This is a genomic window from Streptomyces sp. Edi4, assembly GCF_040253615.1.
Lineage (GTDB): Bacteria > Actinomycetota > Actinomycetes > Streptomycetales > Streptomycetaceae > Streptomyces.
Genome location: NZ_JBEJGY010000004.1, coordinates 6,293,363 through 6,319,836 on the forward strand (window position 1 = coordinate 6,293,363; position 26,474 = coordinate 6,319,836).

Below are 26,474 nucleotides of genomic sequence, written 5' to 3' on the forward strand. Positions count from 1 at the left end.
CCGACCAACCTTCCTGCGAGGAGGGCCCGTTGCGGGAGCCGCAGCGGGCCATCCGAGAATGGCAGCCCGCGAGGGCGGCTGACAAGGCGGGCCGGGCGGCCGGGGGGGAGAAATCATCAGCGAGCGGGACCGGCCCTCCAACCTGCGGGGGAGTACCCCTACTTGAGAGCTAACCACGAGGAGCACTCCTGAGCGTGATCCGGAAAACAGGACAGGTCCCTAATGTCAATTCCAGTTCACCGGAACGTCGTTCCTGCCGGGAGTGAGAGGACCAGTCATGCGAGGTACACGGCTCAGACGCGGTTTTGTGATGGCCGCATTCGCGTGCTCCCTCGTGGTCTCCGTCTCCGCGGCGGCCCATTCACTCACACCGGGCACCGTGCGCGCGCCGGAGCTGCCCGAGGTCGGGGCCGCCACCCTGGACACGCGGTACGCGGAGAACCGCCAGTACATCCTCGACTCCGCGCAGGCGGCCGAGCGGCTGCACGACACCGGCAGAGCGGGAGTGCTGAGGAAGTTCGCCCAACCAGGGCGGCAGTTCCTCTCCTTCAGCCCGGTCGGCGACGGACAGGCCGTCGAGGTGCTGGGGAACCTCGCCCGTGCCGACCGCATCTCCGTCGTGGTGCCGGGTTCGGACACCACGGTCGACACCTTCGACAGGTTCGGCACCACCTACGCCGCACTCAACGGCGGGGCCCAAGCGCTGTATGCCGAGGAACGACGGCTCGCTCCGAAGGAACGGGTCGCCGTGGTGGCCTGGTACGGCTACGACGCCCCGCGCACCATGAGCCGGGACGTCGCCACCACCGGCCGGGCCGAGGAGGGCGGCCGCGAACTGCGGACGTTCCTGAAGGACCTGCAGCGGGTGAACCCCGAGGCCCCCGTCGCGCTGCTCTGCCACTCCTACGGCACCGTGGTGTGCGGCAAGGCGCTGAAGGGCATGGACGCTGACGACCCGTCGGCCCCCGCGGACGCCGTGGTCTTCGGAAGCCCGGGAATGGGCGTGGGCTCCCGTGCCGAGCTGCACACCGAGGTACCGCTGTGGGCGGGCCGCGGTGCGACGGACTGGATCGCCAGGATCCCGAACGCCAGCATCGACGTGCTCGGCGAACGGGTCGGATTCGGCGCCGACCCCACGTCCCCGGCGTTCGGCGCCCGGCACTTCCCTGCCGGCCCGGGAGAACACAGCGACTACCTGCGGCCCGGCGGCATCGCCCTGGAGAACATCTCCCGCATCGCGCTCGGCCGTGGATCGGAAGTGTCCCAATGACCGACCTCCGTCTCCCGCCCCAGCCTTCTCCCACCCGCTCCTCGGCGGTCCGCCTCAGCGCGGCCCGCCCCACCCAAGACTCCGGTCGGGGACGGGCGGCACACCCCCGTCCGCCCGTCCCCGATCGGCCACTGCGCTTCCAGCGGGTCCACGAGGCCGTCCTGCGCATCGACGCGGCAACCCCGGCGGACCGGGACCGCGCGGTCGATGTGCTCCGGGCGCTGGCCATCGCCGGCGTCGTACTGGGCCACTGGCTGGTCAGCGCTGTCGTCCTGCGGGCCGGCGGCCATCTCATGGGCGACAGCCCACTGGCCCACATGCCCGCACTCGCGCCGCTGACCTGGCTGTTCCAGACGCTCGCGCTGTTCTTCTTCGTCGGCGGCCGTGTCGCCGCCCGCAGCTATGCTTCGGCGCGCGCCGCCGGGACCTCGTACCGCACGTGGCTCGGCCGGCGGCTGGCCCGGCTGGTGCGCCCCGTCGTCCCGCTGGCGGTCACCTGGGCCATGGCATGGGCGGGGCTGGTCGCCACGGGGACCGCGCACGAGACGATCCACACCTTGGTGTGGCTGGTCTTCTCGCCGCTCTGGTTCCTCGCGGTGTACGCGGCCCTGACGGCCTGTACGCCGCTCGTGGTGCGGCACGGGGTGCGTACGGCCGTTGTCGCGGGGCTGCTGGTGGCCGCCCTCGACGGGGCGCGCGCCCTCTTCGGGGACGACGGCGCGGCCGGTACGGTCCGGCTGCTGAACATTCCCGCGGCCTGGCTGATCCCTTACGCACTGGGCGCGGCCTGGTCCGCCGGGTGCTTCGCGCGCCGCCGGACGGCGGCCGCCCTGCTTCTCGGCGGCATCTGCGCCACGGCCGCGCTCATCCTGTGGTGCGGCTACCCCGCGAGCATGGTCGGCGTGCCGGGCCCCCTGATCTCCAACCTCAGTCCCCCGACGGTCGCGGCCGTCGCCTTCGGCCTCGCCCAGTGCGGTGGGGCGTTGCTCCTCTGCGGGCCCCTGCGACGCCTCGTGGGGCAGCGCTCCAGCACCGCAGCGTCGCAGGTTCCGGACCGCGGCGACCGGCGCGCCCGTCCTGCCCACTTCCTGTGGGCCGGGGTGGTGCTGCTGAGCATGTCGGCCCTCACGGTGTTCCTCTGGCACCAGACGGCGATGCTGACGACCACTCTCGTACCGCTCGGCCTCGGCGTGTTCCTCCCCGGTCTGCACACCAGCCCGGACGGACCGGCATGGGTGCTGCTGCGCCTGGCCTGGATTCCGCTCTTCGGGGCGGTACTTCTCGCCTTCCGGACCATCTTCCAAAGCTATGAGAGGCCTGGCCGAAACTCGGGCCAAGGGACGATATCGACCTGATATCGGGGCCCTTTAGAGTTATCTGGATTCATTTCCCCCTCACGTCGAAGGAAATTCCATGGCCGTGCTTGACGTCGAACGCCTCAGCCGCCTTTATGTGAAGTACGAGAGCGACCTGGCGAAGGTCAGGAATGACCAGCGCGACTACCTCGCCGCCCGCGGCAAGGAAATGAAGCCGCAGCTCGACGACTACGAGGCGGAAATCACCTACCTGCTGCTCCGCGAGTACAGGCCCGAGGTGGTCGTCGAGATAGGCACCTTCTACGGATGGTCCACCCGCTGGATCCTGAGTGCCCTGCGCGACAACGGCACGGGACACCTGCACTCCTTCGACATCGTCGACAACGTCGTGAAGAACGTCGACAAGAAGCTTTCCCGGGGCCGCTGGACGTTCAACCAGGGCAATGTGCAGGAGAACCTGGCAAAGGTGCCGGACGACACCGGCTATCTGTTCATCGACGCCGACCACGGTGCGCGTTTCGCCCACTGGTACATCGAAAATCTCTTCCCCGCGGTCCCTGCGAAGACACCCACCAGCGTGCACGACGTATTCCACGGGCGCCGGCCCAAGCCGATGAGTGAGGGATCCGTCATCATCAAGTGGCTGAAGAACAACGGAATTGAATTCTTCACCCCGTCCGCCGCCAAGGATCCCGCGGTCATCGAGCAGTTGGCACAGGTGAAGAAGGAACTGGGTCTCGACACCCCGGTGCGCACCAGCAAGCACAACCCGATGATCTTCTTCGACCTGCCATAACAAGGGGCGGTTTCCGACAGGTGGGCCCCTCGCGGGGGGAAGCACCCCGTGGTGCCCGGACCCGCGGCCACGCGAGCCCGTCGCCCTGACTGGCCTCGTCAGTCACCGACGACGACGAGGCCGCTTTCGTACGCGAACACCGCGGCCTGCGTGCGGTCCCGCAGCCCCAACTTCACCAGCAGCCTGCTCACATGGGATTTCACCGTCTGCTCGGTGATCACGAGTTGGGCGGCGATCTCCGCGTTCGAGAGGCCCTGCGCGATCAGGCAGAGCACCTGGGTCTCCCGCTCCGTCAGATCCGACACCCGAGCCATGCGCGGCGGCTTGGGCGCGCCGAGCCGAGAGAACTCCTCGATCAGGCGCATGGTGATGGTCGGCGCAAGCAGCGCGCCCCCGCTAGCGACCGTCCGTACAGCGTCGGCGAGTTGACGCGCGGAGGAATCCTTGAGCAGGAATCCGCTGGCGCCGGACTGCAGTGCCTCGTAGACATACTCGTCGAGGTCGAAGGTGGTCAGCACCAGTACCTTCGTGCCACCATCGGCCGCCACGATCTTCCGGGTCGCCGCGAGCCCGTCCAGGACGGGCATCCGGATGTCCATCAGGGCGACCGCCGGGGCAAGTTCGGAGACCATCCGCACGGCTTCCTCGCCGTTGACGGCTTCGCCGACGACGTCGATGTCCTGCTGCGCGTTGAGAACGATCCGGAAGCTCTGGCGGATCAGGGTCTGGTCGTCGGCGATCAATACCTTGATGGTCATGCGCGCTCGTTCCCGTTGTCACCTGTGGCTGGCGTCGCTGCCACTTTGTAGCACCTCTTGAATGATACGGAAGGTGGAGGCCGCCACGTGCGGGACAGCGAGTTCGCTCTGCCGCTCAACGGGGTGACGAGAGTCTCGGTGTGATGAGGCGTCCGATCTCGGCGGCGGGGCCCGGCTGCAGCAGAGCCTGGTGCACGACGTCCAACTCGTGGACCTCGACCTCGCCGTCGACGAACTCCTCCCACGCCTTCGGCTCCGCCCACGGCTGTCGGCCCCGGGCGGCCGCCACCAGCAGCAAGTTCCCGTGGAACACCTGGGGCCGGGCCTCGTTCGTGATCCGCACGTTGTTCACCATGACGTCGACCACGGCCTCCTGCTGCGCGCGATCCAGAGCGGACAGCTCGTCCGTCCCCTGCCCGACCCAGTCGACCACGCGGGCGCGCGCCACACCAGTGCCGGGCGGCTCTTCCCCGGCGTCGGCGGGCAGCCCGTAGATCTCGGCGTACCCGTCATGAATGTCCCGCAGTATCTCCTCCGGGTTGGTGGACGTCCCCGGGCCCGAGGGCGGCCCCGGGTAGGAGTCGAGCAGCGCGAGCAGAGCCACCTCCTCCCCCTCCTCCTGCAGCCTGGTGGCGACCGCCTGCGCCACCAGCCCGCCCAGGGACAGACCCACGAGATGGTAGGGGCCCACCGCCTGCACTGTCCGCATGTCCCGTACGTAGCCCGAGACCAGCTCCTCCAGGGAGCCGGCGGTCGGCGTTGAGCCGTCCAGCCCCGGCGCCTGCAGGCCGTACAGCGGACAGTCCTTGCCCAGCGCACTGAGCAGCGCGGTGAACCGCCAAGCGTAGCCCGATACCGGATGAACGCAGAAGAGTGGGTGGGTACTGCCCTCCGTACGGAAGGGGAGCAGTGTGCTCAAGGCGTCTTCGCCGCCACCTGGTTCCCGCGCCGCGAGACCAGCGGGGGTAGGAGCCGCGAAGACGTCACGCAGTTCCACCCGCCGGCCCAGCACCTCCTGCATCCGGCCCACCAGCCTGGTCGCCAGCAGCGAATGACCGCCCAGTTCGAAGAAGTTGTCGTCGAGCCCCACCCGTTCGACACCGAGCACCTCGGCGAAGAGCGCGCACAGCACCACCCCCTGGGGCGACCGCGGCGCACCCCCTGTGCGGCCACCGGCCCGTACAGGAGCCGGCAGAGCACGGCGGTCCACCTTGCCGTGGGGAGTCCGCGGCCAATCCGACACCATGACGAAGTCGGACGGCACCATGTAGTTGGGGAGCTGCTCGGTGAGCAAGGTGCGCAACGCCGCCGGGTCGGACGCGCGGGACCCGGACTCGCAGGACACGTACGCCACCAGCCGCTGGTCACCGGGCCGGTCCTCGCGCACCATCACTTCGACGCCCGTCACGCCCGCGCAGCGACGGATCGCCGATTCGACCTCGCCCGTCTCGATCCGGAAGCCGCGCACCTTGGTCTGCGAATCGCTTCGCCCACGGAACTCCAGCACCCCGTCGGGACGGCGCAGTGCCAGGTCCCCGGTCCGGTACAGCCTTGTTCCCGGGGCGCCGTAGGGGTCGGCCACGAAGCGCGAGGCGGTCGTGGCCGTGTCCTTGAGGTAGCCCCGGGCCACTCCGAGGCCGGACACGTACACCTCGCCCATGACCCCTGGCGGAGCCGGTCGCAGGTCCGTGTCCAGCACGTGGGCCCAGGCCCCCGCGATGGGGCGCCCGATGGTCCTGGTCTCCGCGGTGTCACCGGACCCGATGGTGGCAAAGGTGACGTCGCAGGTGGCTTCGCTCGGACCGTATGCGTTGACAAGCAGGCGGCCGCGGGCCCAGAACTCGGCGAGCTCCCGCGGCAGGGTCTCGCCCCCGGTGATCAGTGCGGTCAGCGCGGGCAGTTCCCGCCTGGGCACCTCGGCGAGTGCCGTGGGCGCGACGAGTGTGTGGGTGATGCGCGATTGCGCGAGGAAGTCACCGAGTTCAGCACCCGCCAACAGCCCCTCCGGCACGACCAGGGTCGCTCCTGAGAGCAGCGCGAGGCAGAGCTCAGCGACGGAGACGTCGAAGGTCGAGGAGGCGAGCTGCAGCACCCGGCTGTCGACGGACACATCGAAGTCGGCCTGCTGGTGGGCCGACAGGGCGCCGATACCGGCATGAGTGACCACCACTCCCTTGGGGGTGCCCGTCGATCCCGAGGTGTGGATGACGTACGCGGGGTGGTCCGAGCGCAGCGTCGCCGCCCGGTCCGTGTCGCCGAGGTCGGTGTCGGGCGCCTCCGCGCACTGCGAGCGGACCTTTTCGTCGTCCAGCAGGATCAGCGTGGTCCCCGGCGTACGCGGCAGGCGTGCGACCTCGTCCCGCGTCGTCACCAACAAGGCGGGCGCTACGTTCGCGAGCATGGTGGCCAGCCGCTGCGGGGGGTGGCCGGGATCGAGCGGCACGTAGACGGCGCCTGCCTTCAGCACGGCCAGCACGGCCTCCACCCACTGTGCCGAACGGGGCAGCGCGACAGCGACGTGCTGCTCCGGGGCGGCGCCATGTGCGACGAGCACCCGGGCGAGCCGATTGGCAGCGGCGTTGAGCTCCGCGTAGGTCTGCGTCCCGGACGCTGCCTCGACGGCGGGCAGGTGCGGGGTGTCCCGGACCTGCCGTTCGAAGAGCGCGGGGAGCGTCGTCACCGCGGCCCTGCCGGAGCGGTCGGCGTCGGTGCCCAACAGGTCGCGACGCTCCTGCTCGGAGAGGATTTCCACCCGGCTGACGCGGGTGTCCGGCTCGCCGGACACGGCGGTGAGAACACGGGTGAGACGTTCGGCGAACAGCACGGCGCTGGTGCGGTCGAAGAGGGCTGTGTCGTACTCCAAGGAGCCCTGGATGCCATTCGGGGCTCCGGCGCCGGTGAAGCACTCGTGCAGGCTCAGCCCGAGGTCGGTCCTTGCGACAGCACCGGCGTACCCCTCCGCGGTGACGCGCAGACCAGGGAGGTCGAAGTGGCCGCCTTCCGTGCTCTGGAGGGTGAGTGCGATTTGGGTGAAGGGGGTGTGGGAGAGGGTGCGGTGGGGGTTGAGGGCTTCGATGACGTGGTCGAGGGGGAGGTCTTGGTGGGCGTAGGCGGCGAGGTCGGTTTCGCGGACGCGGGCGAGGAGTTCTCGGAAGGTGGGGTCGCCGGTGAGGTCGGTGCGGAGGATGAGGGTGTTGACGAAGAAGCCGATGAGGGGTTCGAGTGCTTCGTCGGTGCGTCCGGCCTGGACGGTGGCGATGGGCAGGTCGCTTCCGGCGCCGAGGTGGCGGAGCAGGACGGCGGTCGCGGCGTGCAGGACCATGAAGAGGGTGACGTCGTGGTCGCGGGCCAGGGTGCGGAGTTGGTGGTGCAGGGCGGGACTGAGGCTGAGGGGGATGGTGGCGCCGTGGTGGCGGGCGATGGCGGGGCGGGGGCGGTCGAGGGGGAGGTCGAGGACTTGGGGGGCGCCGGTGAGCTGCGTGGTCCAGTAGGCGCGCTGGCGGGCCAGGACGCTGTCCGGGTCGTGGGGGTCGCCGAGGACGGCGGCCTGCCAGAGGGCGTAGTCGGCGTACTGCACCGCCAGCGGTTCCTGCTGGGGCGGCGGGTTGTGCTGTGGCCGGGGATCGTGGTGCGGGGGTGGGGTGGTGGCTTGGGTGCGGGTGCGGTAGGCGGTGGACAGGTCCCGGGCCAGCGGTGTCATGGACCATCCGTCGCTGGCGATGTGATGGACGAGGAGGAGCAGGACGTGCTGGTCGGGGGCCTGCTGGAAGAGCGTGGCCCGCAACGGGGTCTCGGTGGCCAGGTCGAAGCAGTACGCGGAGTGTTCCCGCAGGAGGCCGGCGAGTTCCTCTTCCCCGGTCACCGGGGGGAGGCAGTCCAGGAGGGCCGGGGCCTGGCCGGCGGGGAGGATCTGCTGGCAGGGCTCGCCGTGACTCTCCACGAACCGGGTCCGCAGGGACTCGTGCCGGGCCACCACGTCCGCGACCGCGCCCGCGAGCGCGTCGCGGTCCAGGGTCCCGGAGAACCGTAGTACCAGCGGGCAGTTGTAGGTGGGGCTGGGGCCTTCCAGACGGAACGCGAACCACAGCCGGCGCTGCGCGTACGACAGTGGTATCCGCTCCGGACGCGCCCCCGCCACCAGCGGCGCCCGTGCCGCACCGGCCCGCGCCACCCGGGCAGCCAGCAGGCCCACCGTGGGTGCCTCGAACACCGCCCGCACCGGCAGCTCCACCCCGAAAACCCCCCGCACCCGGCTCACCAGCCGGATCGCGGTCAGTGAATGACCTCCCAGCGCGAAGAAGTCATCACCCACCCCCACCCCCGACACACCCAGCACCTTCTCGAACAGGCCACGCAGGATGTCCACGGCGGGTGACCGGGGGACGTCTGCCGCCGCGGCCGCCTTCATGGCAGCCGTAGCCGTAGCCGCAGCCGCAGCCGCTTCGCGCGGACCGGAGGGCAGGGCGGCCACCACTTCCCGGAAGTCCTGGTCCGGGTCGGCAACCAGGCCACGCAGTACCTTCGCGAGGACGGTGAGGATGCGGTCCGCCTCCGCCCTCTCGAAGAGGTCGGGCCGGTATTCGAGCTGAAGCTGCAGCCGGCTGCCGGAGAGCGCCCCGATCACCCGCAGCGGGAAGTGTGCGGCGTCGTGACCGTCGACCACGCTGACCTGGAGGCCGCCGTACGACGAGGAGCCGGCCGCGCCCTCCGGGTAGTTCTCGAACACCGCGACGGTGTCGAAGAGTTCACCGGTACCGGCCGCGGCGCGTTGCAGACTGCTGAGCCGCAGATGGTGGTGGGCCAGCAGCTCGCTCTGCTCCTCCTGGAGGCGGGCGAGACGGCGCAGTATCGGCTCGTCGGGTTGTGCACGGATCCGCACGGGAATGGTGTTGATGAACATCCCCACCATCGACTCGATGCCGAGGATCTCCGGGGAGCGGCCGGACACGACGGTGCCGAAGGTCACGTCGTCGCGACCGGTGAGGCGGCTGAGGACGGTGCCCCAGGCGCCCTGGAGCAGGGTGCCCACGGTCAGTCCCTGCCGGCGTGCGAACAGGCTGAGTTCGGTGCCGAAGTCCACCGGCAGCCGGGCCGACAGCCGTTCCGGCATGACGACCGCCCGTCCGGGAGCCGCCGGAGCTACCAGAGTGGGGCCGGGGATGCCGTCGAGCGCCGCCCGCCAGGCCTGCTCCGAGGCGGCGAGATCCTTTGTGGCGAGCCATTCGAAGTACCGGCGGTAGGGAACGGCGGGTGGCAACGACGCACTGTCCGGTCCGTCCGTGTACAGCGTGAACAGCTCGCGGATGAGCAGGGGGCCGGACCAGCCGTCCAGCACCATGTGGTGACAGCTGAGCACCAACCGGTACCGGTCGGGCCCGAGCCGGACGAGAACGAAGCGGACCAGCGGAGGCCGGTCCAGCGGGAAGCGCCGGACCCGGTCCGCGAGCAGGAGGGACCGCAACCGGTCCTCGGGACCGGATTCCGTCCCGGAGGATTGCGCCTCGGAGAAGTCTGCACCGGAGGGGCCTGGGGCGACGAAGTCGGCCTCTTCCCAGGGCAGTTCCACGGTGCGGTGGATGACCTGGATCGGCTGCGCGTTCTGCCGCTGCAAGAAACCGGCCCGCAGAGCGGGATGGCGATTCACCACGGCTGCCGCCGCGGCCTTCAGGCGGCCCGGGTCGACCCGTCCGTCCAGGGCGAGCACGAACTGCACGTGGTAGACGTCGATTTCATCGGCGTCGTAGTGAGACTGGAAGAACATTCCTTCCTGGAGGGGGGTCAGCGGAAGAACGTCAACGAACGGGGAATTATTCATCGCGCCAATTTCCCTCTCCTTTTGGCCTCCATCGGAAGCTATCTCCCGCTTCTATCGTCTCGTTATCAACCAAGGTGCCCTGGTTTCGTTTTGGCGTCGGCCGCCACAGATAGAGCTTCAATAAGACGGTGAAAGGTCGTCCTGTTTAAGATTTCTTTTCTTTCACCCTGCTTCTTTCACCCCCCCAGAGACCCTCACGAGGAGCTCGGCATGACGTACCGTCCGGAAATCGCTGCCGAACGGCAAGGGGCGGTGCGGTCGCTGCCCGACGTGACGCTCCCGGAACTCGTCGAGGCTCAGGTCCGCCGTACTCCCCAGGCTCCGGCCGTCAGCTGTGGTGATACCCACCTGACCTACCGGGAGTTCAACGAGCGGGCGAATCGGTTGGCCCGGCTGCTGACCGCGCGGGGAGCCGCACCCGAGCGGGTCGTTGCCGTGCTGCTGCCGCGAAGCGTCGAGCTGGCGGTCGCCCTGCTCGCCATCGCGAAAACCGGTTCCGCCTACCTGCCGGTGGAGTTGGACTACCCACAGGAGCGCATCGCTTTCCTCCTGGCCGACGCGCGCCCGGATGTCGTACTCGGAGTGCAGGCCGGGCCGTGGGCCGCGGGAGCCGAGGGCTGTGAACTCGTCCTCGATTCCCCGGAGGTGTTCGCTGAACTCTCCCGGCAGCCGGACACGGATCTGACGCAGCGGGAACGTCTGGCCCCCCTGCTCCCGGCCAACACGGCCTACGTCAGCTACACCTCCGGGTCCACGGGGAAGCCGAAGGCGGTGGCTGTCGAGCACCGCTCCCTCGCCGACTATCTGGCCTGGGCCATCAAGGCATATCCGAGCCTTGGACCGGGCGGCACCTCGCTGTGGCACTCGCCGTGCTCCTTCGACATGACCGTTTCGGAACTGTGGGCGCCGTTGGCCGGCGGAGGGCGCGTACTCATCAGCGCCCTGGCGGAGGACGGGCGCGGTCGGGAGGTCGGCTGCACCTTCCTGAAGGGCACTCCCAGCCACCTTCCCCTGCTCGAACTGCTTCCTGACGGTTACTCGCCGACCCAACTGCTCATGCTGGGAGGCGAGGCCCTGCACGGTCCGGCCCTGGCGGAATGGCGCCGTCGTCACCCGGCGGCCACCGTGGTCAATGTCTACGGTCCGACCGAAACGACGGTGAACATCGCCGAGTTCCGGCTCGCTCCCGGGGAACGCGCACCCGATGGCGTACTGCCGCTCGGCCGCGTCATGGACAACACCCGTGTCCACGTGCTGGATGATCGGCTGCGGCCGGTGCCGCTGGGGGAGACGGGGGAGGTGTACGTCGCGGGCGCAGGGCTGGCGCGCGGCTACCGAGGCTCGCCACTGCTCACCGCCGAACGCTTCGTGGCGGACCCGTTCGGCGCCCCCGGCACCCGGATGTACCGCACCGGAGACCTCGCGAGCTGGACGCCACACGGACTCCTTGAGTTCCGCGGCCGGGCGGACCACCAGGTCAAGGTGCGGGGCTTTCGCGTCGAACCCGGCGAGATCGAGGGTGTGCTGGCGCAGCACCCGGACGTCTCCCGTGCGATCGTCCTGGTGCGCGAGGACCGGGCTCGTGACCAGCGCATCGTGGCCTACCTCACGAGTTCAGGGACAAAGGAACCCGACCCGGCGGAACTGCGCCGGCATGTCGCGGCCCTTGTGCCGCACTACATGGTGCCCGCGGCCTTCGTCGTCCTGGACCGCTTCCCACTGACCCCCAACGCCAAGGTCGACCGCGGGGCACTGCCGGCACCCGAGTATGCCGCCGGGGCGGGAAAGGGAGGGCTCGCGGCCCGCAGTCCGCAGGAGCGGATCCTCTGCGGTCTCGTCTCCGAGGTGCTGGGTGTGTCGGGGGTGGGGGTGGGTGATGACTTCTTCGCGCTGGGAGGTCATTCACTGACCGCGATCCGGCTGGTGAGCCGGGTGCGGGGGGTTTTCGGGGTGGAGCTGCCGGTGCGGGCGGTGTTCGAGGCACCCACGGTGGGCCTGCTGGCTGCCCGGGTGGCGCGGGCCGGTGCGGCACGGGCGCCGCTGGTGGCGGGGGCGCGTCCGGAGCGGATACCACTGTCGTACGCGCAGCGCCGGCTGTGGTTCGCGTTCCGTCTGGAAGGCCCCAGCCCCACCTACAACTGCCCGCTGGTACTACGGTTCTCCGGGACCCTGGACCGCGACGCGCTCGCGGGCGCGGTCGCGGACGTGGTGGCCCGGCACGAGTCCCTGCGGACCCGGTTCGTGGAGAGTCACGGCGAGCCCTGCCAGCAGATCCTCCCCGCCGGCCAGGCCCCGGCCCTCCTGGACTGCCTCCCCCCGGTGACCGGGGAAGAGGAACTCGCCGGCCTCCTGCGGGAACACTCCGCGTACTGCTTCGACCTGGCCACCGAGACCCCGTTGCGGGCCACGCTCTTCCAGCAGGCCCCCGACCAGCACGTCCTGCTCCTCCTCGTCCATCACATCGCCAGCGACGGATGGTCCATGACACCGCTGGCCCGGGACCTGTCCACCGCCTACCGCACCCGCACCCAAGCCACCACCCCACCCCCGCACCACGATCCCCGGCCACAGCACAACCCGCCGCCCCAGCAGGAACCGCTGGCGGTGCAGTACGCCGACTACGCCCTCTGGCAGACCGCCGTCCTCGGCGACCCCCACGACCCGGACAGCGTCCTGGCCCGCCAGCGCGCCTACTGGACCACGCAGCTCACCGGCGCCCCCCAAGTCCTCGACCTCCCCCTCGACCGCCCCCGCCCCGCCATCGCCCGCCACCACGGCGCCACCATCCCCCTCAGCCTCAGTCCCGCCCTGCACCACCAACTCCGCACCCTGGCCCGCGACCACGACGTCACCCTCTTCATGGTCCTGCACGCCGCGACCGCCGTCCTGCTCCGCCACCTCGGCGCCGGAAGCGACCTGCCCATCGCCACCGTCCAGGCCGGACGCACCGACGAAGCACTCGAACCCCTCATCGGCTTCTTCGTCAACACCCTCATCCTCCGCACCGACCTCACCGGCGACCCCACCTTCCGAGAACTCCTCGCCCGCGTCCGCGAAACCGACCTCGCCGCCTACGCCCACCAAGACCTCCCCCTCGACCACGTCATCGAAGCCCTCAACCCCCACCGCACCCTCTCCCACACCCCCTTCACCCAAATCGCACTCACCCTCCAGAGCTACGAACAGATCGCTCTGGACTTCCCCGGCCTCCAGGTCACAATGCCGACGGTCGTCGACGAGAGCGCGAAGTTCGAACTGACCTTCAACCTGGCGGAGTTGAGCGCCGGCGGAGTCGCGGGCTCGCTGGTCTACGCGACGGACGTCTTCGACCGGGACACCGCGCGGCGTATCGCCGATGGGCTGGTGCATGTGCTCGAAACGGTGCTGCGACAGCCGGACAGCCCGGTGGGACGCCTGCGCCTGACTCCGGACGAGGGCCTGAGCCCCGCGCCGCGGCCCGTGACGCCGCAACGGGGTCCCTCGCGGGCCCGGACGGTGCCCGAGGTCTTCCGGGCCCGAGTCGCGGACGCGCCGCATGCCCCGGCGCTGCGTTGCGGCGATCAGTTCGTGACGTACCAGGAGCTCGACGTACGGGCGAACCGGCTCGCACACCGGCTGATCGCCGCCGGAGTGGGATCTGAGAGCCGGGTGGCGCTGCTCCTGGACCGCGGGGTCGACGCGGTGGTGGCGATGCTCGCCACCCTCAAGGCGGGCGCCGCCTACGTACCGCTGGACCCTCGCCAGCCCGCTGCCCGCACCACGGAGATCCTGCGGGAGAGCGCGGCCCGGGTCGCACTGACAGACGGTGTCCGGCCTGACGTACTGGGAGAGGAGTGCCTCTCAGCCCTCTCCGGCCTGGGCCTCTCGGTCCTCTCCGATCCGGCCGCGCTCCAGGCGAAGGGGGATCCTGCGCAGGACGCCGAACCGGTGGTGAGCTCCGGCGGCGAAGGGCTGGCCTCCGTGATGTTCACCTCCGGTTCCACCGGAATGCCCAAGGGCGTCGCGATCACCCACCGCGGCCTCGTCGCACTGGCCGCGGACACGGCCTTCGACACCGGGGCCCACGACCGGGTGCTGCACCACTCGCCCTTGGCCTTCGACGCCTCCGCATACGAGATCTGGGTCCCTCTGCTGCGCGGCGGCCAGGTCGTGATAGCTCCGCCGGGTCAGCTCGACCCGGTGGTGCTGGGTGAGCTGCTGAACGACGCGGAGGTCTCCGTGGCCCTCTTCACCACCGCCCTGTTCAACCTGCTGGCCGACGACCCGGGCGCTCCCCTGGCACCGCTGCGGGAGGTGTGGACAGGCGGTGAGTCCGCCTCCCCCACCGCGATGCGCACGGTCACCGAGAAGTACCCCGACATCGTCGTCACCCATGTCTACGGGCCCACCGAAGGGACCACCTTCGCGACCTTCAGCCGTCTGCCCACGCCCTACACGCACCAGGGGCGACCTCCGATAGGCGTCCCCATGGACCGCACCGGTGTGTATGTGCTGGATCGGGGTCTGGTTCCGGTTCCGGTGGGTGTGGTGGGTGAGTTGTATCTGGCGGGTGCGGGGTTGGCGCGTGGGTATGTGGGGCGTGCTGGGCTGACGGCGGAGCGGTTTGTGGCGGATCCGTTCGGGTCGGGTGGGGGGCGGTTGTACCGGACGGGTGATCTGGTGCGGTGGCGTGGGGATGGGCAGTTGGAGTTCGTGGGGCGGGTGGATGGTCAGGTGAAGGTCCGGGGGTTCCGGATCGAGTTGGGGGAGGTCGAGTCGGTTCTCGGGTCGTTGGCGGGGGTCGGGCAGGTCACGGTGGTGGTCCGTGAGGATGTTCCGGGGGACAGGCGGCTGGTGGCTTATGTGGTGCCGCAGGGCTCTGGCTGGGATCCGGGGGTGCTGCGTGCGGGGGTGGCTGCCCGGCTGCCGGACTACATGGTGCCGTCCCATTTCGTGGCCCTGGAATCCCTGCCGTTGACGCCGAACGGGAAGATCGACCACAAGGCACTCCCCGCCCCGGCCACCGATCCCCAGGCCCCCCACGCTGCCCCTTCGACGCCTCAAGAGGCCGCCCTGTGCGAGCTGTTCGCGCAGATACTTCGGTCCGACCGGGTCGGCATCGACGACGACTTCTTCGACCTTGGCGGTCACTCCCTTCTGGCGACGCGTCTGATCAGCCGCATTCGTTCCTCTCTGGGGTTGGAAGTCACTCTGCGCACCCTCTTTCAGAATCCCACCGTGCGCGCCCTTGCACCCATGCTCGAAACCGCCGAGCAGGCGCGGCCGCTCATCCGCCCCTTGCGAAAGGTCACTTGAACAACATGATTCCGCTCTCTTATGCCCAGAGCCGACTGTGGTTCCTTCACCGCCTCGAAGGGCCCAGTGCGACGTACAACGTGCCGTTGGTCTGCCACTTGGAGGGGTCGTTGGATGTGCCTGCGCTGAGGTTGGCGTGGGGTGACGTGGTGGGCCGGCACGAGAGTCTGCGGACCGTGTTTCCCGAGGTGGAAGGGGTTCCGTGGCAGCGGATACTTGGAGCGGCCGAGGGGGTTTCGCCGTTCGAAGAGGTGGAGGTCGCGGAGGGGGAGCTGGACTCGGCACTGAGGGCCGCGGCGCGGCATGCGTTCGCGCTGGGCTCCGAACTCCCTGTACGGGTGACGCTGTTCCGCAGCGGCGTTGACCGGCATGCGTTGTTGGTGCTGATGCATCACATCGTGGCGGACGGATGGTCTCTTTCCCCACTGCTGCGGGATCTGTCCGATGCCTATCGCTCCCGGACGGCGGGTTCGGTCCCCGACTGGGATGAACTGCCGGTGCAGTACGCGGACTATTCCGTATGGCAGCGGGAGTTGCTGGAGGGCACCGGCGAGCCGGGGGATCCGGCGGGACTGGCTGAACAGCAACTCGCCTTCTGGGCCGACCAGTTGCGCGGAATGCCGGAGCTTCTGGATCTGCCTCTTGACCGGGTTCGTCCGGCGGTGGCGAGTCATGTGGGTGGGCGTGTCGAGTTCCGGTTGGATGCTGGGTTGCATGGTGAGTTGGCGGGTTTGGCGCGGGGTGCCGGGGCGACGTTGTTCATGGTGTTGCAGGCGGGTTTGGCGGCGTTGTTGACGCGGCTTGGTGCGGGTACGGATGTGCCGGTCGGAACGGTGGTGGCGGGTCGTTCGGACGAGGTGCTGGATGATTTGGTGGGCTTCTTCGTCAATACGTTGGTGTTGCGGACGGACACGTCGGGGGATCCGGGTTTTCTGGAGTTGGTGGAGCGGGTCCGGGAGACGGATCTGGCGGCTTTCGCTCATCAGGACGTGCCGTTCGAGCAGCTGGTGGAATCGGTCAACCCGGCCCGGTCGCTGGCGCACCACCCCCTCTTCCAGGTCCTGCTGGTGCTGCAGAACAGCCCCGAGAGTGACTTCGTTCTCCCGGGCGGCCGGGCTACGGCCGAGAATTTGAGTTCCGGGGCGGCCAAGTTCGATTTGGCGTTCAGTCTGCGGGAGTGTCGTGGGGTTGGTGGTTCGCCGGGTGGGTTGGTGGGTGAGTTGTCGTTCGCGGTGGATCTTTTCGACCGTTCGACGGTGGAGGGTCTGGCGGCGCGGTTCGTGCGGTTGTTGCGTGGGGCGGTGGCGTTTCCGGGGGTTCCGGTGGGCCGGTTGGAGTTGCTTTCCGGTGCGGAGCGGGCGCAGGTGGAGAAGTGGAGTGGTGTGTCGGTGGGAGTGGAGGCGGTGTCGTTCCCGGTGTTGTTCGAGCGGCAGGTGGGGCGGACTCCTGGGGCGGTGGCGGTGGTTTGTGGTGGGGTGGAGGTGAGTTATGCGGAGTTGAATGCGCGGGCGAACCGGCTGGCGCGGTATTTGGTGTGGTTGGGGGTGGGGCCGGAGCGGGTGGTGGCGGTGGCGTTGCCTCGGTCGGTGGAGTTGGTGGTGGCGTTGTTGGCGGTGATGAAGGCTGGTGGTGTGTATCTGCCGGTGAGTCTGGATCAGCCGGCGGCGCGTGTGGAGTATGTGCTGGGTGATGCGGGTCCGGTCTGTCTGGTGAGCCGGTCGGAGGTGGCGGCCGGGTTTTCTTCGGCTGTGTCTTCTCGGGTGTTGGTGGATTCTTCTGGTTTTGACGCGGAGTTGAGCCGGTTCTCGGATGTGGATCTCAGTGATGGTGAGCGGATTTCTTCGCTGGGTCCGGGTTCTGCGGCGTATGTGATTTATACGTCGGGTTCGTCGGGGTTGCCGAAGGGGGTGGTGGTGTCTCATTCGGGTATTGCGAACCTTGCTGCTGGTGCGGTGGAGCGGTTGGGGATTTCTTCGGACAGCAGGGTGTTGCAGTTCGCGTCCCCCGGTTTCGACGCGGCGTTGTGGGATGTCTTTTTGACGTTCTCGGCCGGGGCGCGGCTGGTCGTCGCGGAGCAGGAGCGGCTGTTGCCGGGGGAGCCTCTTGCGGGTCTGCTCACCGCTTTGGGGGTGACGCATGTGACGTTGCCTCCCGCGGCGCTGGCGGTCCTGCCCGTGGCGGGGGTGCCGTCGGGGTTGACGTTGGTGGTGGCCGGTGAGGCGTGTCCGCCGGGGGTGGCCGAGCGCTGGTCGGCGGGGCGGCTGATGGTGAATGCGTATGGGCCCACGGAGGCGACGGTGTGCGCGACGATGAGTGCGCCGTTGTCGGGGGCGGGGGTGCCGCCGATCGGTTCGTCGTTGCCCAACACGCGTGTGTATGTGCTGGATCGGGGTCTGGTTCCGGTTCCGGTGGGTGTGGTGGGTGAGTTGTATCTGGCGGGTGTGGGGTTGGCGCGTGGGTATGTGGGGCGTGCTGGGCTGACGGCGGAGCGGTTTGTGGCGGATCCGTTCGGGTCGGGTGGGGGGCGGTTGTACCGGACGGGTGATCTGGTGCGGTGGCGTGGGGATGGGCAGTTGGAGTTCGTGGGGCGGGTGGATGGTCAGGTGAAGGTCCGGGGGTTCCGGATCGAGTTGGGGGAGGTCGAGTCGGTTCTCGGGTCGTTGGCGGGGGTCGGGCAGGTCACGGTGGTGGTCCGTGAGGATGTTCCGGGGGACAGGCGGCTGGTGGCTTATGTGGTGCCGCAGGGCTCTGGCTGGGATCCGGGGGCGCTGCGTGCGGGGGTGGCTGCCCGGCTGCCGGACTACATGGTGCCGTCCCACTTCGTGGCCCTGGACTCCCTGCCGTTGACGCCGAACGGGAAGATCGACCACAAGGCACTCCCCGCCCCGGCCACCGATCCCCAGGCATCTGGCGGGAAGCGGCTCCCGCGCACCCCGGAGGAGGAAGTGCTCTGCGGCCTTTTCGCCCAGACCCTCGGACTCGACCACGTCGGCCCCGACGACACCTTCTTCGAAATCGGCGGTCACTCACTTCTGGTCGCTCGTCTCATCAGCCGGATCCGCACCGCATTCGGAGTGGAACTACCGATCCGTGCGGTGTTCGAGAACCCCACGGTCGCGGAGCTCTCGACTGCGGTCCAGCAAGCGGAACGGGCACACCACGCCCCCTCCCGCAGGGTGCGCCCGGAAATCGTTCCTCTTTCGTACGCGCAGCAGCGGTTGTGGGTGCTGGGTGAGGTGGAGGGTCCGAGCGCGACGTACAACGTGCCGTTGGTCTGCCACTTGGAGGGGTCGTTGGATGTGCCTGCGCTGAGGTTGGCGTGGGGTGACGTGGTGGGCCGGCACGAAAGCCTGCGGACGGTGTTTCCCGCGGTGGGCGGGGTGCCTCGGCAGGTGGTGCGACCGGCGGCCGAGGGGGGCGCGCCGTTCGATGTGGTGGAGGTCGCCTCCGAGGACCTGGACGAAACGTTGCGCGCGGCGGCGCGCCATGCCTTCGTGCTGGGTGCCGAGGTCCCGGTGCGGGTGACGTTGTTCCGTGTGGAAGCGGACCGGCATGTGTTGTTGGTGCTGATGCATCACGTGGTGACGGACGGGTGGTCGACAGGGCCGTTGCTGGCGGATCTGTGGCGGGCGTATGGGGCGAGGACGGACGGTTCGGCTCCGTACTGGGACGAACTGCCGTTGCAGTACGCGGACTTCGCGCTGTGGCAGCGGGAGGTGCTGGGCTCCGAGGAGGACCCGGACAGCGTGCTGTCGCGGCAGACGGCGTACTGGCAGGAGCGTCTGGCGCTGCTGCCGGAGCTTCTGGATCTGCCTCTTGACCGGGTTCGTCCGGCGGTGGCGAGTCATGTGGGTGGGCGTGTCGAGTTCCGGTTGGATGCTGGGTTGCATGGTGAGTTGGCGGGTTTGGCGCGGGGTGCCGGGGCGACGTTGTTCATGGTGTTGCAGGCGGGTTTGGCGGCGTTGTTGACGCGGCTTGGTGCGGGTACGGATGTGCCGGTCGGAACGGTGGTGGCGGGTCGTTCGGACGAGGTGCTGGATGATTTGGTGGGCTTCTTCGTCAATACGTTGGTGTTGCGGACGGACACGTCGGGGGATCCGGGTTTTCTGGAGTTGGTGGAGCGGGTCCGGGAGACGGATCTGGCGGCTTTCGCTCATCAGGACGTGCCGTTCGAGCAGCTGGTGGAATCGGTCAACCCGGCCCGGTCGCTGGCGTACCACCCCCTCTTCCAGGTCGCGTTGACACTGCAGAGCGAAGTGACCGACGACGTCGTACTGCCGAACCTGACCGCGCGCCTTGGAGGTGTCGACCTCGGGGCGGCCAAGTTCGATTTGGCGTTCAGTCTGCGGGAGTGTCGTGGGGTTGGTGGTTCGCCGGGTGGGTTGGTGGGTGAGTTGTCGTTCGCGGTGGATCTTTTCGACCGTTCGACGGTGGAGGGTCTGGCGGCGCGGTTCGTGCGGTTGTTGCGTGGGGCGGTGGCGTCTCCGGGGGTTCCGGTGGGCCGGTTGGAGTTGCTTTCCGGTGCGGAGCGGGTGCAGGTGGAGAAGTGGAGTGGTGTGTCGGTGGGGGTGGAGGCGGTGTCGTTCCCGGTGTTGTTCGAGCGGCAGGTGGGGCGGACTCCTGGGGCGGTGGCGGTGGTTTGTGGTGGGGTGGAGGTGAGTTATGCGGAGTTGAATGCGCGGGCGAACCGGCTGGCGCGGTATTTGGTGTGGTTGGGGGTGGGGCCGGAGCGGGTGGTGGCGGTGGCGTTGCCTCGGTCGGTGGAGTTGGTGGTGGCGTTGTTGGCGGTGATGAAGGCTGGTGGTGTGTATCTGCCGGTGAGTCTGGATCAGCCGGCGGCGCGTGTGGAGTATGTGCTGGGTGATGCGGGTCCGGTCTGTCTGGTGAGCCGGTCGGAGGTGGCGGCCGGGTTTTCTTCGGCTGTGTCTTCTCGGGTGCTGGTGGATTCTTCTGGTTTTGACGCGGAGTTGAGCCGGTTCTCGGATGTGGATCTCAGTGATGGTGAGCGGATTTCTTCGCTGGGTCCGGGTTCTGCGGCGTATGTGATTTATACGTCGGGTTCGTCGGGGTTGCCGAAGGGGGTGGTGGTGTCTCATTCGGGTATTGCGAACCTTGCTGCTGGTGCGGTGGAGCGGTTGGGGATTTCTTCGGACAGCAGGGTGTTGCAGTTCGCGTCCCCCGGTTTCGACGCGGCGTTGTGGGATGTCTTTTTGACGTTCTCGGCCGGGGCGCGGCTGGTCGTCGCGGAGCAGGAGCGGCTGTTGCCGGGGGAGCCTCTTGCGGGTCTGCTCACCGCTTTGGGGGTGACGCATGTGACGTTGCCTCCCGCGGCGCTGGCGGTCCTGCCCGTGGCGGGGGTGCCGTCGGGGTTGACGTTGGTGGTGGCCGGTGAGGCGTGTCCGCCGGGGGTGGCCGAGCGCTGGTCGGCGGGGCGGCTGATGGTGAATGCGTATGGGCCCACGGAGGCGACGGTGTGCGCGACGATGAGTGCGCCGTTGTCGGGGGCGGGGGTGCCGCCGATCGGTTCGTCGTTGCCCAACACGCGTGTGTATGTGCTGGATCGGGGTCTGGTTCCGGTTCCGGTGGGTGTGGTGGGTGAGTTGTATCTGGCGGGTGTGGGGTTGGCGCGTGGGTATGTGGGGCGTGCTGGGCTGACGGCGGAGCGGTTTGTGGCGGATCCGTTCGGGTCGGGTGGGGGGCGGTTGTACCGGACGGGTGATCTGGTGCGGTGGCGTGGGGATGGGCAGTTGGAGTTCGTGGGGCGGGTGGATGGTCAGGTGAAGGTCCGGGGGTTCCGGATCGAGTTGGGGGAGGTCGAGTCGGTTCTCGGGTCGTTGGCGGGGGTCGGGCAGGTCACGGTGGTGGTCCGTGAGGATGTTCCGGGGGACAGGCGGCTGGTGGCTTATGTGGTGCCGCAGGGCTCTGGCTGGGATCCGGGGGCGCTGCGTGCGGGGGTGGCTGCCCGGCTGCCGGACTACATGGTGCCGTCCCACTTCGTGGCCCTGGACTCCCTGCCGTTGACGCCGAACGGGAAGATCGACCACAAGGCACTCCCCGCCCCGGCCACCGATCCCCAGGCGTCTGGCGGGAAGCGGCTCCCGCGCACCCCGGAGGAGGAAGTGCTCTGCGGCCTTTTCGCCCAGACCCTCGGACTCGACCACGTCGGCCCCGACGACACCTTCTTCGAAATCGGCGGCGACAGCATTCTGGCCATCCAATTGGTGAGCCGTGCGCGCTCCGCGGGACTGGACTTCGCTCCGCGGGACGTCTTCGCGTACCAGACCCCCGCCGGTCTCGCCGCTGTCGCCCAGCCGCACTCCGAGGCGAGCGACGACGAGGAGGGCGACGGAGACCTGGCGGCGACTCCGATCGTTCACTGGCTCCGTGAACTGGGCGGCCCGTACCAGGGGTTCAACCAGTCCATGACGGTCCAGGTGCCGGCCGGAGCGGGAGCCAAGCGGCTCACGGCCGCGCTCCAGGCGCTCCTCGACAGACACGACGTCCTGCGCATGCGACTGGTCACCGCGGGAGAAGGGGGCGACGCGCCCTGGCACTTCCACATCCCGCCCAGGGGGACGGTGACGGCTGCGTCGGTCCTGACCCGGGTCGATGTGTGCGGAGCGGGTCCGTCTCATGTCGAGCGGCTCGTGGCCGTGGAAGGCGAGGCGGCTCGCGGCCGGCTCGCGCCCGCGGCCGGTGTGATGGCGCAGTTCGTATGGTTCGACGCGGGTGCCGACCATCCCGGCATGCTGCTGCTCGTCATTCACCACCTGGCGGTCGACGGAGTTTCGTGGCGGGTGCTGCTGCCTGACCTGGCCGCTGCCTGGGAAGGTGTGGCAGGAGACGGAGAGCCACGGCTCGCCCCGGTGCCGACGTCGTTCGGCCGTTGGACACGGACACTCGCCACGGCGGCCCGTGAACCGGGAAGGGTGGCGGAACTCCCGCTGTGGGCCGCCGTACTGGACACCCCCGACCCCCAGTTGGGCAAGCGGCGTTTCGACCCCGGCCGGGACATCGCGGGCACGGCCAGGTCGCTGGAATCGCGACTGCCGGGCAGGCTTGCCGAGACCCTGCTGACCGTGGTGCCGGCGTCGTTCCACGCCGGTGTGAATGATGTGCTCCTCACCGCGCTCGCGCTCACGGTGGTGCGGTGGCGGCGCCGACGGGGGATTGCCGGTACCCAGGTCCTGATCGACCTTGAGGGCCACGGCAGGGAGCACCTGGGGGAGGGCCTGGACCTGCACCGCACGGTTGGCTGGTTCACCACGCTCTTCCCGGTCAGCCTCGATCCCGGCCCGGTCGACGAGGGTCTGCCGTACCCGGTGGGGCCGGCGCTCGGCGCGTCACTGAAGGCGGTCAAGGAACAGCTCAGGGCCCTGCCGGACGCCGGCATCGGCTACGGCATGCTGCGTCATCTCAACCCCGAGACGATGCCCGGCCTGGCGAGGCGCGAGCAGCCTCAGATCGGGTTCAACTACCTGGGGCGTTTCCCGGCCGTTCACCCCGGGGCGGGCACGGACTGGGCGGTCGTGCCGGGTGTCCGCGGCCCACTGGGCCGTGACCCGGAAATGCCGCTCAGTCACGTGCTGGAGATCAACGCGGTGACCCAGGACCTGCCGGACGGCCCGGTGCTTACCGCCACGTGGACCTGGCCGGCCGCGCTGTTCGAAGAGGACGACATTCAGGAACTCGCGTCGTCCTGGGCACAGGTGCTGGGAGCCATCGCGGAGTACGCGCAGACGCCGGACGCCGGAGGTTACACGCCGTCGGATCTCGGGCTGGTCGACCTGAGCCAGGAGGAAATCGACGCGCTGACGGAGCAGTTGAGGTGCAGCGACTGACGTCCATGGAGTGCTTGAGAGGCCCAGCCGGCTCTTGTCGGCTGGGCACGGGGCACCGCTCCGTGGCGGCGGCCGTACAGGAGTCACGGAAAACGCGATCACGCAGAAAAGCCTGTGACACGCACCGTGTGCGTGTCACAGGCGGACGGCCCGCTCCGCGAGAAGTCGGGGTTCTTGCGGAGCCGGTCCCTGTGGCCTGATTCAGACTGCCTTCACGGAGAGGTAGCCGGCCAGCGGGTACCACCCGCCCGGTCCTGCCTGCTCGCCGGGCTTGAGCACCTTGGCGGCGGCCCCGTCTCCCGTACGGCAGTCGCTGTAGTAGTAGACCTGAATCGTCTTGTTGGTGTTGTTCGTGACCCAGCCCGCGGGGAACGTGTCGCCGCCCTGCTGCGGGAGGTTGATGCAGGTGCCGTCCTGGGGATTGGTGATCGTTCCCGCGCGGTGGCCGCTGTACGTGATGGTCCCGGTGGCGGCCTGGGCGGTGCCGGGCAGAGCCAGGGCGGAAAGCACCGCGGCGGCTGCCAGTGTGGTCGCCCGGTAGCAGTTCTTCTTCAGCACTTTCGTCTCCTGTTGCAAAGAAACCGAATTCACTCAAAGGCCGGAGAATGTCTCCGCGGCAGACTTTAAGGAAGAGGCTTATCAGTCGGATATCTCGGTTTCCCGAAGGGGTGATAAGTGGTCCAGGGGTATCAGTTCCTGCGGTATCGGGAGGGGCAGGTGTTGATGTCACCGACCACCTCGGCCGCTTGCGGGACGAGGAAGAAATGTCCGCCGGGGAAGCTGCGAGAGGCGACCCGTCGGCCCCAGCCTCAGTCCCCGCCGCCGCGTCCGCCCAGGCCAGGGCGTTCTCGGCCGGGGTTGTCGAAGTCGTCCTCGCCGTAGTGGGCGGTGATGGGTGTGTGGAGCGGCTGGACCGTGGCCTGCGTGGCGCATGAGTCCAGCAACTGACAGTCGGCTTGGATCGGGGGCGGGGTCAGTTTGAGAGGATCCGCAAAGCCCAGGACCGTCGCCAGCGGTTCGCCCCAACGGCGTACGTCGGCGTCCACGGCCTTGCCGTCCGCGTCCGGTACCCAACGGGCTTGGTCGTTGGACGGCCGTAGGCACGCGAGACGCTCATTTGACGCTCCGGCCCGGAGATTTCCTCGGGCAGCTGGTGGCAGGAGTGCGCCGGGCTGCTCAGCCGCCAGGACATAGCGGACGCGACGGGGAACAGCGTCGCCCACACCGGAGTCCGCCCGCACCGCATGCGCGAGCAACTGGAACTGACGGACGGTCGTCGCCGCGCTGGCGGCCGAACCGCGCTGCGCGGGGCTCGACGCGACCGTCTCCGGATGAGACGGTACGCGAACTTCCGTGTGGCGCAAGCGGATTGGCCGGCACATACGCGACTGCGCGACATGTACGGGGACGGCGGCCGGGCGGGTTCCGGCCGAGTCGCTCCTGGCCGACCTCGCGCCGCTGGCCGTGCCGGCGGCGCTCGTCGGGGAGCTGATCGCGAAGGGCCTGCTGTCCGGCGGCGCGACCTTCACCGCCCGCTCGACCGGCCTGCCCGCCGACGGCCGCCTCAAGGCCCTGCCGGGCCGGGCCGGCGACCTGTGGATCGCGGGCGGCGGCAAGGGCCTGTTCCACTCCACGGACGGTGGCGGCACGTTCACCCGGCTCACCTCGGTGACGTCCGCCTCGGCGATCGGTTGCGGCAAGGCGGCGCCGGGCGCCTCCTACCAGACGCTGTACCTGATCGGCGCGGTCAAGGGTGTCACCGGCGTCTTCCGCTCCACCGACAAGGGCGCCACCTGGACCCGCGTCGACGACCGGGCCCACCAGTGGGGCGCCATCGGCAGCCAGGGCGTCAGCACCGGCGACCCCGACACCTACGGCCGTGTCTACATCGGCACCAACGGCCGGGGCCTCCAGCACGGCGACCCGTCCTGATCCCCGCGCGTCGCCCGTGACAGCGGGCCGCCCTCCTGGCCGAGGCGACATCAGGGCCAGGAGGGCGGCCGGCGGCCTGACTGGTTCGCTGTGTTGCGAGGGTGGGCGGGGGAGTGACTTGTGGGTTTGCCCGTGTGTCCTGTGCGTGGTGCGTGGTGCGGGCGAGGTCTTTATGGGTGCCGAGATGGCGTAGGGTTGGGTTCACCGACGCGGGGTGGAGCAGCTCGGTAGCTCGCTGGGCTCATAACCCAGAGGTCGCAGGTTCAAATCCTGTCCCCGCTACTGTTGAACAGGCCCCGATTCCATCCGGATCGGGGCCTGTTCGTTTGCGTCGAGGTCCCCGTGCGGTCCGCCATCGAGAGCCGCTGCTCACTGGGCCGCTACGGCGCCGGAGTATGGAGCGCGGCTCCCGGCCGACGTCGCGACACCCCGCGCGCCGTACGCGGCGCGCCACGCGGCCGGCGGTGTGGCGGCCTGGCGGCGGAAGAACGTGGTGAAGTTCGCGGCGTCGCGGAATCCGAGGCGCCGGGCGCAGCCGGTGACCGGCAGATCGGTGTGGGCGAGCAGCCTTTTGGCTTCCAGCAGGACGCGCTGGTCGAGGAAGGCCTTGGCGCCCGTGCCGGTGGCCGCGCGGGTCGCCCGGGTGAGGGTGCGCACGTCGTAGCCGAGCGCCCGGGCGTAGTCGGCCACCTGATGCCACTCGCAGAAGTGGGCCTCCACTGCGGCCCGGTAGGCGCGGAACACGGCGATGGACCCGCCCGCGGACCCGCCCGCGCCCCCGCTCGCGGACCCGTCGTCCGCCGCCGCCTCGCGGGCCCGGTCGGGCGGACCCGCCAGCACGCGCAGGACCAGTGCGGCCAGCAGGTGGGCCGGCAGCGCGGGGGATGCCAGGAGCGGGGCGCGTGCGGCCGCCTCGTACTCGTGGCGCAGGTGGTCGGCCGCGAGCAGGGCCAGGCTCAGCCCCTGTGGGTCAAGGTAGCGGCACGCCGGGGCGCCGGCCTCCTCGGCGGTGAGGCCGGGCAGGAAACCCGGCCGGAACAGGATGAGCGGGCCCTCGCACGCGTCGATGTCGCTCCAGCGGTGCACCATGCCGGGCCGGATCCATACGGCGCTGCCCGGCCTCAGCCGGTAGGCGCGGAAGTCCGCTTCGTGGGCGCCGGTGCCGGAGGCGATCAGGGCCAGGACGTGGAAGTCGGGGCGCTGGGGCAGCACGCGCCGGCGCCGGGTGTCCATGGAGCGCAGCGCCGCGAAGTCCATGACCTCCACGCCGTGGGGCGAACCGACGGCGGGCGAGTAGCGGAGCTGACGCACCGCTTCCTGTCCGCTTTCCACAAGTACTCCGCTTCTTTCCACCAGGCCTCCAACCGGGCCTGGCCTACCGTCAGTTGCGTGCCTGGCAGCAGGTCAGAGTATCCATACGTGGCTGCGACCGCAGACGTCGACCGTCTCAC

At 69.4% G+C, this 26,474-nt stretch carries 9 protein-coding genes, 1 tRNA gene and 1 pseudogene; 7 read left to right on the top strand and 4 right to left on the bottom strand.

The window, feature by feature from the left end:
* The first annotated feature begins 310 nt into the window (after positions 1-310).
* From ABR738_RS30460 to ABR738_RS30470, 3 genes are read left to right on the top strand one after another with little or no spacing between them, the layout of a single operon-like run.
* Positions 311-1,270 (top strand): alpha/beta hydrolase, encoded by a 960-nt coding sequence (locus ABR738_RS30460; RefSeq protein ID WP_350233148.1) that lies wholly within the window; start codon positions 311-313, stop codon positions 1,268-1,270.
* A complete protein-coding gene (locus tag ABR738_RS30465) occupies positions 1,267-2,625 on the top strand; it encodes an acyltransferase family protein (protein WP_350233149.1) in 1,359 nt (452 codons plus the stop codon). The genes ABR738_RS30460 and ABR738_RS30465 overlap by 4 nt, the downstream gene beginning before the upstream one ends.
* Positions 2,626-2,683: 58 nt before the next feature.
* Entirely contained in the window at positions 2,684-3,382 is a 699-nt protein-coding gene (locus ABR738_RS30470) for a class I SAM-dependent methyltransferase (RefSeq protein ID WP_350233150.1), read from the top strand.
* Positions 3,383-3,480: 98 nt separating this feature from the next.
* Here ABR738_RS30470 and ABR738_RS30475 read toward each other — a convergent pair whose 3' ends face one another.
* Positions 3,481-4,140: a response regulator gene (locus tag ABR738_RS30475; RefSeq protein ID WP_350233151.1), complete on the bottom strand. Its 660-nt coding sequence runs from the start codon at positions 4,138-4,140 to the stop codon at positions 3,481-3,483.
* A 115-nt stretch (positions 4,141-4,255) separates the two neighbouring features.
* On the bottom strand, positions 4,256-9,955 hold the full coding sequence (locus ABR738_RS30480) for a non-ribosomal peptide synthetase (protein WP_350233152.1): 5,700 nt from the start codon (positions 9,953-9,955) through the stop codon (positions 4,256-4,258).
* 210 nt (positions 9,956-10,165) lie between these two features.
* On the opposite strand from ABR738_RS30480, the gene ABR738_RS30485 reads away from it, so the two are divergent.
* The gene (locus ABR738_RS30485; RefSeq protein ID WP_350233153.1) at positions 10,166-15,250 is read left to right on the top strand and encodes a non-ribosomal peptide synthetase; all 5,085 of its coding nucleotides are present in this window, start codon (positions 10,166-10,168) and stop codon (positions 15,248-15,250) included.
* Positions 15,251-15,255: 5 nt separating this feature from the next.
* Positions 15,256-23,091, top strand: a complete 7,836-nt coding sequence (locus ABR738_RS30490; protein ID WP_350234809.1) for a non-ribosomal peptide synthetase — start codon at positions 15,256-15,258, stop codon at positions 23,089-23,091.
* Between the two features lie 201 nt (positions 23,092-23,292).
* Here ABR738_RS30490 and ABR738_RS30495 read toward each other — a convergent pair whose 3' ends face one another.
* On the bottom strand, positions 23,293-23,649 hold the full coding sequence (locus ABR738_RS30495; RefSeq protein ID WP_350233154.1) for a hypothetical protein: 357 nt from the start codon (positions 23,647-23,649) through the stop codon (positions 23,293-23,295).
* 954 nt (positions 23,650-24,603) lie between these two features.
* Here ABR738_RS30495 and ABR738_RS30500 point away from each other — a divergent pair.
* Positions 24,604-25,023: pseudogene (locus ABR738_RS30500) on the top strand (WD40/YVTN/BNR-like repeat-containing protein); the annotation flags it as partial.
* 208 nt (positions 25,024-25,231) lie between these two features.
* Positions 25,232-25,305, top strand: a tRNA-Met gene (locus ABR738_RS30505).
* Positions 25,306-25,392: 87 nt separating this feature from the next.
* Here the strand turns inward: ABR738_RS30505 and ABR738_RS30510 are convergent.
* On the bottom strand, positions 25,393-26,355 hold the full coding sequence (locus ABR738_RS30510) for a helix-turn-helix domain-containing protein (protein ID WP_350233155.1): 963 nt from the start codon (positions 26,353-26,355) through the stop codon (positions 25,393-25,395).
* Between the last annotated feature and the right edge of the window lie 119 nt (positions 26,356-26,474).

What these genes read in the sequence shown, in the direction of transcription:
- ABR738_RS30475 (WP_350233151.1), bottom strand. Translation starts at nt 4,140, where the DNA reads ATGACCATCAAGGTATTGATCGCCGACGACCAGACCCTGATCCGCCAG.
- ABR738_RS30480 (WP_350233152.1), bottom strand. Translation starts at nt 9,955, where the DNA reads ATGAATAATTCCCCGTTCGTTGACGTTCTTCCGCTGACCCCCCTCCAG.
- ABR738_RS30470 (WP_350233150.1), top strand. Translation starts at nt 2,684, where the DNA reads ATGGCCGTGCTTGACGTCGAACGCCTCAGCCGCCTTTATGTGAAGTAC.
- ABR738_RS30465 (WP_350233149.1), top strand. Translation starts at nt 1,267, where the DNA reads ATGACCGACCTCCGTCTCCCGCCCCAGCCTTCTCCCACCCGCTCCTCG.
- ABR738_RS30490 (WP_350234809.1), top strand. Translation starts at nt 15,256, where the DNA reads ATGATTCCGCTCTCTTATGCCCAGAGCCGACTGTGGTTCCTTCACCGC.
- ABR738_RS30460 (WP_350233148.1), top strand. Translation starts at nt 311, where the DNA reads ATGGCCGCATTCGCGTGCTCCCTCGTGGTCTCCGTCTCCGCGGCGGCC.
- ABR738_RS30485 (WP_350233153.1), top strand. Translation starts at nt 10,166, where the DNA reads ATGACGTACCGTCCGGAAATCGCTGCCGAACGGCAAGGGGCGGTGCGG.